The sequence below is a fragment of the Mycobacterium sp. 1245801.1 genome (genome assembly GCF_001673055.1).
Lineage (GTDB): Bacteria > Actinomycetota > Actinomycetes > Mycobacteriales > Mycobacteriaceae > Mycobacterium > Mycobacterium europaeum_A.
The window spans coordinates 1-12,342 of sequence record NZ_LZKY01000405.1 but is presented as its reverse complement, the minus strand read 5'-3'; the positions used below and the strand labels follow the sequence as shown (position 1 = coordinate 12,342).

The following is a 12,342-nucleotide window of genomic DNA, read 5'->3' as shown; positions in this document are numbered from 1 at the left end:
GCGCGCCGGTGGTCACCACTCCTGGGAAGACCTCGACGACCTGCTGTTGGCGACCTACTCGGAATTGCGGTCGCGCCCCAACATCACCGTCTGCGTCGGCGGCGGCATCGGCACGCCCGAGCGGGCGGCCGAATACCTGTCCGGGCGCTGGGCGCAGGCGTACGGCTTCCCGCTGATGCCCATCGACGGCATCCTGGTCGGCACCGCGGCGATGGCCGCCAAGGAGGCGACCACCTCGCCGTCGGTCAAGCGCATGCTGGTCGAAACCCAGGGCACCGACCAGTGGATCGGCGCCGGGAAAGCCTCGGGCGGAATGGCATCCAGCCGCAGCCAGCTCGGCGCGGACATCCACGAGATCGACAACAGCGCCTCGCGGTGCGGCCGGCTGCTCGACGAGGTCGCCGGTGACGCGGACGCCGTCGCGGAGCGTCGCGACGAGATCATCGCCGCGATGGCCAACACCGCCAAGCCGTACTTCGGCGATGTCGGTGAGATGACCTACCTGCAATGGCTGCAGCGCTACGTCGAATTGGCCATCGGCGACGGCGATTCCACCGCCGACACCGCCTCGCCGGGCAGCCCGTGGCTGGCCGACACCTGGCGCGACCGTTTCCAGCAGATGCTGCAACGCGCCGAGGCGCGGTTGGCCCCACAGGATTTCGGCCCCATCGAGACGCTGTACAACGACGAGGCCCTGCTGGAGAACCCCGGGGCGGCGATTGACCTGCTGCTCGACCGCTACCCCGACGCCGAGACGGTCCAGCTGCACCCGGCCGACGTGCCGTTCTTCGTCACCCTGTGCAAGACGCCGGGCAAGCCGGTCAACTTCGTGCCGGTGATCGACAAGGACGTGCGGCGTTGGTGGCGCAGCGACTCGCTCTGGCAGGCGCACGACGCCCGCTACGACGCCGACCAGGTCTGCATCATCCCGGGCACCGCGGCCGTCGCCGGCATCACCCGGATGGACGAGCCCATCGGTGAGCTACTGGACCGCTTCGAGCAGGCGGCCATCGACGAGGCGCTCGCCGCCGGACTGGAGCCCAAGGCCGTCACGTCACGCCGGACCGGTCGCGCCGACGTCACCGGGCCGCTGGCCGTCGTGCTGGACGCCCCCGACGTCCAGTGGGCCGGCCGCACCGCGACCAACCCGGTGCATCGCATCGCCGACCCCGCCGAGTGGCTGGTGCACGACGGACCCGAGAGCCGCCGCGCCACCCATTCGTCCACCGGGGCGCGGCTGCAGGTCGAAGGCGACCGCGTCGTCCTCAGTGTGCCCGTCTCGGGCACCTGGATCGACATCCCATTCACGTTGCCGCCCAACACCGTTGACGGCGCAACCCCGGTGGTCTCCACCGAGGACGCCGCCACGGCCATGCGGGCGGTGCTGGCCATCGCGGCGGGCGTCGACGGCCCGGACTTCTTGCCCGCGGTGACCGACGGCACGGCCACCGTCACCGTCGACTGGGACCCCGAGCGGGTCGCCGACCACACCGGTGTCACGGCCACCTTCGGAGAACCGTTGGCGCCCAGCCTCACCACTGTGCCCGACGCGCTCGTCGGGCCATGCTGGCCGGCCGTCTTCTCGGCGATCGGCTCGGCCGTCACCGATGCCGGCGTCCCGGTCGTCGAGGGCCTGCTGAGCCTGGTGCACCTGGATCACGCCGCCCACATGGTCGGCGGCCTGCCGAAGGTCCGGTCCCAATTGACCATCGCCGCAACGGCTTCGGCGGCCATCGACACGGACATGGGACGCGTCGTCCCCGTCTCGGTGACCATCGCCGACACCGACGGTCAGGTGATCGCTACCCTTGCCGAGCGTTTCGCCATCCTGGGCCGCACCGGCGCCGCCGAACTGGCCGACCCGACCCGCGCGGGTGGTGCGGTCTCGCCGAACGCGACCGACACCCCGCGTCGACGCCGCCGCGACGTCTCCATCACCGCTCCGGTCGACATGCGTCCGTTCGCGGTGGTCTCCGGTGACCACAACCCCATTCACACCGACCGGGCCGCCGCGCTGCTGGCCGGCCTGGAATCGCCGATCGTGCACGGCATGTGGCTGTCGGCCGCCGCCCAGCACGCGGTGACCGCCACCGATGGCCAGGCCCGCCCGCCGGCGCGGCTGATCGGCTGGACCGCCCGCTTCCTGGGCATGGTGCGCCCCGGCGACGAGGTCGCGTTCCGCGTCGACCGTGTCGGAATCGACCAGGGCGCTGAGGTTTTGGAGGTCGCCGCCAAGGTCGGATCGGATCTGGTGATGTCGGCGACGGCCCGCCTGGCGGCCCCGCACACCGTCTACGCCTTCCCCGGCCAGGGCATTCAGCACAAGGGCATGGGCATGGACGTGCGGGCCCGGTCCAAGGCCGCCCGCAAGGTGTGGGACAAGGCCGACAAGTTCACCCGCGAGACCCTCGGCTTCTCGGTGCTGCACGTGGTCCGGGACAACCCGACCAGCATCATCGCCAGCGGTGTGCACTACAACCACCCCGAGGGCGTGCTGTACCTGACGCAGTTCACCCAGGTCGCGATGGCCACGGTGGCCGCCGCGCAGGTCGCCGAGATGCGCGAGCAGGGCGCCTTCGTGGAGGGCGCGATCGCCTGCGGCCACTCCGTCGGTGAGTACACCGCGCTGGCCTGCGTGACGGGCATCTACGAGCTGGAAGCCTTGCTGGAGACCGTGTTTCATCGCGGCTCGAAGATGCACGACATCGTGCCGCGCGACGAGCTGGGCCGGTCCAACTACCGGCTGGCGGCGATCCGGCCGTCGCAGATCGACCTGCCCGACGACGAGGTCCCGGGTTTTGTCGCGGAAATCGCCGAGCGCACGGGCGAGTTCCTGGAGATCGTCAACTTCAACCTGCGCGGTTCCCAGTACGCGATCGCCGGCACGGTGCGCGGCCTGGAAGCGCTCGAGGAAGAGGTGGAGCGGCGCCGCGAGATCACCGGCGGCAAGCGCTCATTCATCTTGGTGCCCGGCATCGACGTGCCCTTCCACTCGCGCGTGCTGCGGGTCGGTGTGGCGGAGTTCCGGCGGTCACTGGACCGGGTCATGCCGCGCGACAAGGATCCCGACGTCATCATCGGCCGGTACATCCCGAACCTGGTGCCGCGTCCGTTCACCCTGGACCGCGACTTCATCCAGGAGATCCGCGACCTGGTGCCGGCCGAGCCGCTCGACCCGATCCTCGCCGACTACGACACCTGGCTCGCCGAGCGCCGCATCGAGATGGCCCGCATCGTCCTGATCGAGCTGCTGGCATGGCAATTCGCCAGCCCGGTGCGCTGGATCGAAACCCAGGACTTGCTGTTCACCGAGGAGGCCGCCGGCGGTCTCGGTGTGGAGCGGTTCGTCGAGATCGGGGTGAAGTCCGCGCCGACCGTCGCGGGCCTGGCCACCAACACCCTCAAGCTGCCCGAATACGCCCACAGCACAGTCGAAGTGCTCAACGCCGAGCGTGACGCGGCGGTGCTGTTCGCCACCGACACCGACCCCGAGCCGGAGCCGGAGGACGAGCCGGCGGCGGATGATTCCGCCGCATCCGCGGCGGAGGCGGCGCCCCTGCCTAATGTCGCCCCCGCCGTCGCTCCGGCTGGCGCCGGAGCGGCGTCGGGTGCTCGGCCGGACGACATCGGGTTCGATGCCGCCGACGCCACGCTGGCGCTGATCGCGCTGTCGGCCAAGATGCGCATCGACCAGATCGAGGAGCTGGACTCCATCGAATCGATCACCGACGGCGCGTCGTCGCGACGCAACCAGCTGCTGGTGGACCTGGGCTCGGAGCTGAACCTGGGCGCCATCGACGGCGCCGCCGAAGCCGACCTGGCCGGGCTGCGCGCGCAGGTCACCAAGCTGGCTCGCACCTACAAGCCTTACGGCCCAGTGCTTTCCGATGCCATCAACGATCAGTTGCGCACGGTGCTGGGGCCCTCGGGTAAGCGGCCCGCCGCCATCGCCGAGCGGGTCAAGAAGACCTGGGAGCTCGGCGAGGGTTGGGCCAAGCACGTCACCGTGGAGGTCGCGCTGGGAACCCGCGAGGGCACCAGTGTCCGGGGTGGCGCCATGGGCCACCTGCACGAGGGTGCACTGGCCGACGCCGCCTCCGTCGACAAGGTGATCGACGCCGCGGTGGCATCCGTCGCCGCGCGGCGCGGTATCGCGGTGGCGCTGCCATCTTCGGGCGGTGGCGGCGGCGGTGCGACCATCGACGCCGCCGCGCTGGGCGAATTCACCGAGCAGATCACCGGCCGCGACGGCGTGCTGGCCTCGGCGGCGCGCCTGGTGCTCAACCAGCTGGGCCTCGACGACCCGGTCAGCGCGTCGGCTAGCCTGTCCAAGGCCACCGACGCCGAGCTCATCGACCTGGTGACCGCCGAACTCGGCGCCGACTGGCCGCGGCTGGTGGCACCGGTGTTCGATCCGAAGAAGGCCGTGCTGTTCGACGACCGGTGGGCCAGCGCGCGCGAGGACCTGGTCAAGCTGTGGCTGACCGACGAGGGCGACATCGATGCCCGGTGGGTGGAATTGTCCGAAAGGTTCGAGGGCGCAGGCCATGTCGTGGCCACCCAGGCCACCTGGTGGCAGGGCAAGGCCCTGTCCGCGGGTCGTCAGATCCACGCGTCGTTGTACGGCCGCATCGCGGCCGGGGCCGAGAACCCGGATCAGGGCCCGTACAGCAGCGAGGTCGCCGTGGTGACGGGCGCGTCCAAGGGTTCGATCGCCGCATCGGTCGTCGGGCGCTTGCTCGACGGCGGAGCCACCGTCATCGCCACCACGTCCAAGCTCGACGACGAGCGGCTGGCGTTCTACCGCGGGCTCTACCGCGACCACGCCCGGTATGGCGCGGCGCTGTGGGTGGTGGCCGCCAACATGGCGTCCTACTCCGACATCGACGCGCTGGTCGAATGGGTGGGCACCGAGCAGACCGAAAGCCTTGGGCCGCAGTCGATTCACATCAAGGACGCGCAGACCCCGACGCTGCTGTTCCCGTTCGCCGCACCGCGGGTCGCCGGCGACCTGTCCGAGGCCGGCTCTCGCTCCGAGATGGAGATGAAGGTGCTGCTGTGGGCGGTGCAGCGCCTCATCGGTGGGCTGTCGAAGATCGGCGCCGAGCGCGACATCGCGTCCCGGCTGCACGTCGTGCTGCCGGGCTCACCGAACCGCGGAATGTTCGGCGGCGATGGCGCTTACGGCGAGGCCAAGTCGGCGCTGGACGCCTTGGTGAGTCGTTGGCACGCCGAGTCGTCCTGGGCGGCCCGGGTCAGCCTGGCGCACGCACTGATCGGGTGGACCCGCGGCACCGGGCTGATGGGCCACAACGACGCGATCGTGGACGCGGTCGAGGAGGCCGGCGTCACCACCTACTCGACCGACGAGATGGCGGCAATGCTGCTGTCCCTCTGCGACGTCGAGTCGAAGGTGGCCGCGGCGGGTGCGCCGATCAAGGCGGACCTGACCGGTGGGTTGGGCGAGGCCAACCTCGACATGGCCGAGCTGGCCGCCAAGGCCCGGGAGCAGGCCACGTCGGCATCGGACGACGCGGCCGACGAGGCCGCCGCCGAGGGCACCATCGCCGCGCTGCCGTCGCCGCCGCGTGGCTTCACCCCGGCGCCGCCTCCGGAATGGGCGGACCTCGACGTCGACCCGGCCGACCTGGTGGTCATCGTCGGTGGCGCGGAGCTCGGGCCCTACGGCTCGTCGCGGACCCGCTTCGAGATGGAGGTCGACAACGAGCTGTCGGCGGCCGGCGTCCTGGAGCTGGCCTGGACCACCGGCCTGATCCGTTGGGAGGACGACCCCCAACCCGGTTGGTACGACACGCAATCCGGTGACCTGGTCGACGAGTCCGAGTTGGTCGAGCGTTATCACGACGCCGTCGTGGAGCGTTGCGGCATCCGGGAATTCGTCGACGACGGCGCGATCGACCCCGATCACGCCTCGCCGCTGCTGGTGTCGGTGTTCCTGGACAAGGACTTCGCGTTCGTGGTGTCCTCGGAGGCCGACGCGCGCGCGTTCGTCGAGTTCGATCCCGAACACACGATCATCCGGCCGGTGCCGGACTCCAGCGACTGGCAGGTGATCCGCAAGGCGGGCACCGAGATTCGGGTGCCGCGCAAGACCAAGCTGTCGCGGACCGTCGGCGCGCAGATCCCCACCGGGTTCGACCCGACCGTCTTCGGCATCAGCCAGGACATGGCCAGCTCCACCGACCGGGTGGCGCTGTGGAACATCGTCGCGACCGTCGACGCGTTCCTGTCGTCGGGATTCACTCCGGCCGAGTTGATGCGGTGGGTGCACCCGGGCCTGGTGGCCAGCACGCAGGGCACCGGCATGGGCGGCATGACGTCGATGCAGACGATGTATCACGGCAACCTGCTCGGCCGGAACAAGCCGAACGACATCCTGCAAGAAGTTCTGCCGAATGTCGTTGCCGCACACGTCATTCAGAGTTACGTAGGCAGCTACGGCGCGATGATCCACCCGGTGGGCGCCTGCGCGACCGCGGCGGTGTCGGTCGAGGAGGGCGTCGACAAGATCCGGCTCGGCAAGGCCGAGCTGGTGGTCGCCGGTGGATTCGACGACCTGACGCTGGAAGCCATCATCGGCTTCGGTGACATGGCGGCCACCGCCGACACCTCCATGATGCGCGGCCGCGGTATCCACGACTCGAAGTTCTCCCGGCCCAACGATCGTCGCCGGCTGGGATTCCTCGAGGCGCAGGGCGGTGGCACCATCCTGCTGGCGCGCGGCGACCTGGCGCTGAAGATGGGTCTGCCGGTGCTGGCCGTGGTGGCCTACGCGCAGTCGTTCGCCGACGGCGTGCACACCTCGATCCCTGCGCCGGGGTTGGGCGCGCTGGGCGCCGGTCGCGGCGGGAAGGATTCGGCGCTGGCGCGGTCGCTGGCCAAGCTCGGGGTGGGCGCCGACGACATCGCGGTGATCTCCAAGCACGACACGTCGACGTTGGCCAACGATCCCAACGAGACCGAACTGCACGAGCGGCTCGCCGATTCGCTCGGCCGGTCCGAGGGCGCTCCGCTGTTCGTGGTGTCGCAGAAGAGCCTCACCGGGCACGCCAAGGGCGGCGCGGCGGTCTTCCAGATGATGGGCCTGTGCCAGATACTGCGCGACGGGGTGATCCCACCGAACCGCAGCCTGGACTGCGTCGACGACGAACTGGCCGGCTCGGCCCACTTCGTGTGGGTGCGCGAGACCCTGCGGCTGGGCGAGAAGTTCCCGCTCAAGGCGGGGCTGCTGACCAGCCTTGGGTTCGGCCATGTTTCGGGCTTGGTTGCGCTCGTGCATCCGCAGGCGTTCGTCGCCGCGCTCGACCCGCAGCAGCGTGCGGACTACCAGCGGCGCGCGGATGCCCGCCTGCTGGCCGGTCAGCGGCGGCTGGCGTCGGCGATCGCCGGTGGCGCGCCGATGTACGAGCGGCCGCCGAACCGTCGCTTCGACCATGACGAGTCGGAAAAGCGTCAGGAGGCCGCGATGCTGCTGAACCCGGATTCGCGCCTGGGTGACGGCGACGCCTACCGGGTCTCTGCCGGATGACGTCGGTCCGTTAGCCTGGCGACCCATGGGAATTGTCGGTGTGGGGATCGATCTCGTCTCCATCCCTGATTTCGCCGAGCAGGTCGACCAGCCGGGAACCGTTTTCTCCGAGACGTTCACCCCGGGTGAGCGCCGCGACGCCTCGGACAAGAGTTCGTCGGCGGCGCGTCACCTGGCGGCCCGTTGGGCGGCGAAGGAGGCGGTGATCAAGGCGTGGTCGGGATCGCGGTTCGCCCAGCGCCCGGTGCTTCCGGAGGACATCCACCGCGATATCGAGGTGGTCACCGACATGTGGGGCCGCCCGCGGGTTCGGCTGAGCGGCGACATCGCCAAACACCTGGCCGACGTGACGATTCACGTCTCGCTGACGCACGAAGGGGATACCGCCGCCGCGGTGGCGATCCTGGAGACGACGTCCGACTAGCCTCGGTCCCATGAGCGATCTGGTTGAGCGCGTCCGCGCGGTGCTGCCGTCGGTGCGGCGCGATCTGGAAGACCTGGTGCGCATCGAATCGGTGTGGGCCGACCCCGGCCGCCGCGGCGAGGTGCATCGCAGCGCGCAGGCCGTCGCGGATCTATTGGCGCAGGCCGGTTTCGGCGATGTGCAGATCGTCAGCGAAGGGGGAGCGCCGGCCGTCATCGCGCACCATCCTGCGCCGGACGGCGCGCCGACCGTGCTCCTGTACGCACACCACGACGTGCAGCCCGAAGGCGACCGCGACCAGTGGCTCTCGCCGCCCTTCGAGCCCACCGAGCGCGACGGCCGGCTCTACGGCCGTGGCAGCGCCGATGACAAGGCCGGCATCGCAACACATTTGGCGGCATTTCGGGCGCACGGCGGGCAGCCGCCGGTGGGCGTGACGGTGTTCGTCGAGGGCGAAGAGGAATCCGGGTCGCCGTCGTTGGGCCGGCTGCTGGCCGCGCACCGCGATGCGCTGGCCGCCGACGTGATCGTCATCGCCGACTCGGACAACTGGAGCACCGAAATCCCGGCGCTGACGGTCACGCTGCGCGGCCTGGTGGACTGCGTGGTCGAGGTGGCCACCCTCGACCACGGCCTGCACTCCGGCATCTGGGGCGGCGTGGTGCCCGACGCGCTCAGCGCCCTGGTGCGGCTGCTGGCTACTCTGCACGACGACGACGGGAACGTGGCCGTCGCCGGGCTGCATGAAAGCACCGCCGCCCCAGTCGATTACCCGCCCGAGCGGGTACGCGCCGACTCCGGGTTGCTGGACGGCGTGTCCGAAATCGGCTCGGGTTTGGCGCCGCAGCGGCTGTGGGCCAAGCCCGCGATCACCGTGATCGGCATCGACACCACCCCCATCGAGAAGGCGTCCAACACCCTGATCCCGCGGGCGCGGGCCAAGATCAGCATGCGCGTCGCGCCGGGTGGGGACGCCGCGGCGCACCTGGACGCATTGACCGCCCACCTGCAACGGCACGCGCCGTGGGGCGCGCACGTCAGCGTCACCCGCGGCGACATCGGCGAGCCCTACGCCGTCGACGCGACCGGCAGCGTCTACGACGCCGCCCGCCAGGCGTTCCGGCAGGCATGGGGAACCGACCCGATCGACATGGGCATGGGCGGGTCGATCCCGTTCATCGCCGAGTTCGCCGAGGCCTTCCCGCGGGCCAAGATCCTGGTGACCGGCGTGGAGGACCCCGCGACGCAGGCCCACAGCATCAACGAGAGCCTGCACTTGGGCGTGCTGGAACGCGCCGCGATCGCCGAGGCGCTGCTGCTGGCCAACCTGGGCTAGCGGGACGCACCTCTCATCGGGTGCCTTGGCCCTGAGCCACGACGTTGTTGTTCCCCGTCTTGTTGATTGTCGGTGACCCGGAGTGGTAGACCATCGCGTTGTCATCGCCGAAAACGCTGATCGTGTCGGCGCTGTCGACCGTGACGTGATTTGCGCTGCCGGAGACGTCAAGCCGGCGACAGTGGCCGGTGACGGTGTAGGTGTTGTTGTCACCTTCGAGCCTGAGGTTCCCGTCGTTGCAGTCGATCGTGTCCTTCGCACCGCCATTGATCATGGTGAGATTGCCGTGCACGGTGGTGCCGGAGTAATGACCCACGAGAGCCGCGATCGCGAACGCGGCCGCGCACGCACCCGCCAACACCGTCCAAACTCGTGGCGAGTTCACCAGCCCCGCGACGCCCCCGATCCGCTGCCACCAAGTCCCACCGGGTGCGCGCCCGCCATCCCGGCCGCTTTTGGACGCTCCGGACGGCTGGGGAGGGCCCCCCGACGGTCGTGCGGCGCCGCGCTCCAGCTCGCGTATGTATTCCTCAGGGTCTAGCTTCTCCGGGTCTTCTTCCGGGTCCATCGCTCAATAATCCGCTCTGCGGTCCAGTTCTGGAGGTGTCACGGCGAAGCCCCGACTTTCCAGGGTTAGGCGAAGCCGGGCGCCGATCCGAACTGGCCCCCCGAATGCTGAACGAGAACGACGGTCTCGTCGCATACTGCTTCTAGCCGCAGCCACTCGTCCGCAGGAGACGCCACCGTGAGTACGGAAAACACCCTGACCGGAGACGCCCGCAAGACCAACCGTTACCACTTCGATCGCCACACCCCCGAGTACCGCGAGCGGTTCACAGCGATCACCGAGGAGATGCACGCCAAGTGCCCGCTGGCGTGGACCGACACCTACGACGGACATTGGGTGGCCGCGGGCAACCGGGAGGTCTTCGAACTCGCGCGCTGCCCGCACGTGTCCAACGACCACGACGTCACGGGCGAAGGCACCGGCTACAAGGGCATCACGATTCCGACGCTGCCGCAGGGCACCGGTGTCCGTGGCGGCATGCTCGAGATGGACGAACCCGAGCACTCCGCCTATCGCAGCATCCTCAACCCCTACCTGTCGCCGGCGGCCGTCAAGCGCTGGAAGCCGTTCGTCGACGAGATCGTGCGGGCCAGCATCGACGAGAAGATCGAAGCCGGGCGGATCGACTTCGTCGACGATCTCGCGAACGTCGTGCCCGCGGTCCTGACCCTGGCGATGATGGGCGTTCCGCTGAAGAAATGGCAGCTGTATTGCGAGCCGGCGCACGCCAATGTCTACACGCCCGCCGATTCACCGGACGCCCCAAGGGTTTTGGAGCAGACGATGGCGATGGGGGCGGACCTTTTCAACCACCTCCTCGAGATCCGTGAGAACCCGCGGCCCGGCATTGTGGACGCGTTGGCGAGGCTGAAGATCGACGGCGAACCCGCCCCCGACGCCGAACTGCTCGGAATGCTGGGCCTGATCATCGGCGGCGGTTTTGACACGACGACGGCGCTGACGGCGCACGCGCTCGAATGGCTGGGCGAAAATCCCGAGCAGCGCGAGCTGCTGAGGCAGGAATCGGAAACGCTGCTCGACTCGGCGACCGAAGAATTTTTGCGATACTTCACGCCCGCTCCCGGCGACGGCCGCACGATCGCAGCCGATCTCGAAATAGCGGGCACGCGGTTCAAGGAGGGTGATCGCCTGTGGCTGTCCTGGGCGATGGCCAACCGTGATCCCGCGGTGTTCCCCGATCCGAACCGCCTAGACCTGAGCCGAAAGAACAACCGGCACTTCAGCTTCGGGCTCGGCATCCATCGCTGCATCGGCTCCAACGTCGCGCGGGTGGTGTTCAAGTCGATGCTCATGGCGGTGCTCGACCGGATGCCCGACTACCGCTGCGACCCCGAGGGAACCGTGCACTATCCGACGATCGGCGTGATCCAGGGCATGCAGCACCTGCCGGCCACCTTCACGCCCGGCAAGCGGCTCGGACCGGGGATAGACGAAACGCTCCACAAACTGCAGCGCGTTTGCGACGAACAGGGGATCGCGCGGCCCATCACCGAGTACCACGAGGCCGCCGTCATCGGTTGATCGTCGGTAAGCGGAAAGGTCGCGTGTGCGTACAGCCGCCCTCCTAGGAAGGCAGGCCATGAGGGGTAAGAGGATCTTGATTGCGGTGCTGCTGGCGTTCGCCGTCTCAACAACGTCGGTGAGCTGCCTTCCCTACTGCCCCATGAAGGGTGGCCCATCCGTCACCTGCTAGGCAACGATTGCCCGTTGCGCTCGACGACATCGCATCTTCGAACTAGACGGACAGGTCGCGCCTGAGCTTGGCGACGTGGCCGGTCGCCTTCACGTTGTACTGCGCGACGGTGATCTTGCCCTTCTCGTCGACCACAAAGGTGGAACGAATCACGCCGGTGACCGTCTTGCCGTACATCTGCTTCTCGCCGTACGCGCCATAGGCGCTCAGGACCTTGCGGTCGGGATCGGACAGCAGCGGGAACGTCAGCTTCTCGGTGTCGCGGAACTTGGCCAGCTTCTCCGGCTTGTCGGGGGAGATGCCGATGACGTCGAGGCCGGCTTCGTTGAGCTCGGCCAGGCTGTCGCGAAAGTCGCACGCCTGCTTGGTGCATCCGGGCGTCGAGGCGGCCGGGTAGAAGTACACGACGACGCGTCGGCCTTTGTAGTCGGCCAGCGATACCTTGTTGCCGTCGGCGTCGGACAGGCTGAAGGAGGGCGCTTTGTCGCCCGGTGCAAGCCGCGTGGTCTCGGTCAAGGTGGGGCCCTTTCTGTTCACCGGAGCGTCGGGGTTACCGCCAGCTGATCTAGGGTAGTTCGGGCAGGTGCATGAGCCGGATAGTGGGCGACTTGGAGGACACAGTGGCGGACCGGGACCCCGAAGCCATCAAGCAGGACATCGACGTCGCCCGGGACCAGCTGGCGGCCACCGTCGACTCGCTTGCCGAGCGGGCCAATCCTCGGCGCCTGGCCGACGACCTCAAGGTCCGGGT

7 protein-coding genes are annotated in these 12,342 nt (G+C 69.1%); 5 read left to right on the top strand and 2 right to left on the bottom strand.

Annotation, left to right across the window (positions count from 1 at the left end; all coding sequences use genetic code 11):
- The 3 genes from A5622_RS26005 to A5622_RS25995 all read left to right on the top strand — a co-directional run.
- The coding region (locus A5622_RS26005; RefSeq protein ID WP_066882137.1) for a type I polyketide synthase at positions 1 to 7,549 on the top strand (7,549 nt) is incomplete at its 5' end.
- Positions 7,550 to 7,574: 25 nt separating this feature from the next.
- Positions 7,575 to 7,973: a holo-ACP synthase gene (locus tag A5622_RS26000; RefSeq protein WP_066862574.1), complete on the top strand. Its 399-nt coding sequence runs from the start codon at positions 7,575 to 7,577 to the stop codon at positions 7,971 to 7,973.
- Between the two features lie 10 nt (positions 7,974 to 7,983).
- Positions 7,984 to 9,309, top strand: a complete 1,326-nt coding sequence (locus A5622_RS25995; RefSeq protein WP_066882135.1) for a dipeptidase — start codon at positions 7,984 to 7,986, stop codon at positions 9,307 to 9,309.
- Positions 9,310 to 9,322: 13 nt separating this feature from the next.
- On the opposite strand, the gene A5622_RS28755 is transcribed toward A5622_RS25995, so the two are convergent.
- Complete coding sequence (locus A5622_RS28755; RefSeq protein ID WP_082994694.1) at positions 9,323 to 9,877, bottom strand: DUF3060 domain-containing protein; 555 nt, start codon at positions 9,875 to 9,877, stop codon at positions 9,323 to 9,325.
- A 177-nt stretch (positions 9,878 to 10,054) separates the two neighbouring features.
- Between A5622_RS28755 and A5622_RS25985 the strand changes: the two genes are divergently transcribed.
- Positions 10,055 to 11,419 carry a cytochrome P450 gene (locus tag A5622_RS25985; RefSeq protein ID WP_066882131.1) on the top strand — a complete coding sequence of 455 codons (1,365 nt, stop codon included), beginning with the start codon at positions 10,055 to 10,057 and terminating at the stop codon, positions 11,417 to 11,419.
- Positions 11,420 to 11,633: 214 nt separating this feature from the next.
- On the opposite strand, the gene bcp is transcribed toward A5622_RS25985, so the two are convergent.
- Positions 11,634 to 12,107 (bottom strand): thioredoxin-dependent thiol peroxidase, encoded by a 474-nt coding sequence (gene bcp, locus A5622_RS25980; protein ID WP_066862589.1) that lies wholly within the window; start codon positions 12,105 to 12,107, stop codon positions 11,634 to 11,636.
- 104 nt (positions 12,108 to 12,211) lie between these two features.
- Here bcp and A5622_RS28750 point away from each other — a divergent pair.
- Positions 12,212 to 12,342 (top strand): DUF3618 domain-containing protein (locus A5622_RS28750; protein ID WP_156748726.1); only part of this gene is annotated, 131 nt, incomplete at its 3' end.

Excerpts from the sequence above, each read along its gene's own strand:
- A5622_RS26000 (WP_066862574.1), top strand. The coding sequence starts at position 7,575 with ATGGGAATTGTCGGTGTGGGGATCGATCTCGTCTCCATCCCTGATTTC.
- A5622_RS25995 (WP_066882135.1), top strand. The coding sequence starts at position 7,984 with ATGAGCGATCTGGTTGAGCGCGTCCGCGCGGTGCTGCCGTCGGTGCGG.
- A5622_RS28755 (WP_082994694.1), bottom strand. The coding sequence starts at position 9,877 with ATGGACCCGGAAGAAGACCCGGAGAAGCTAGACCCTGAGGAATACATA.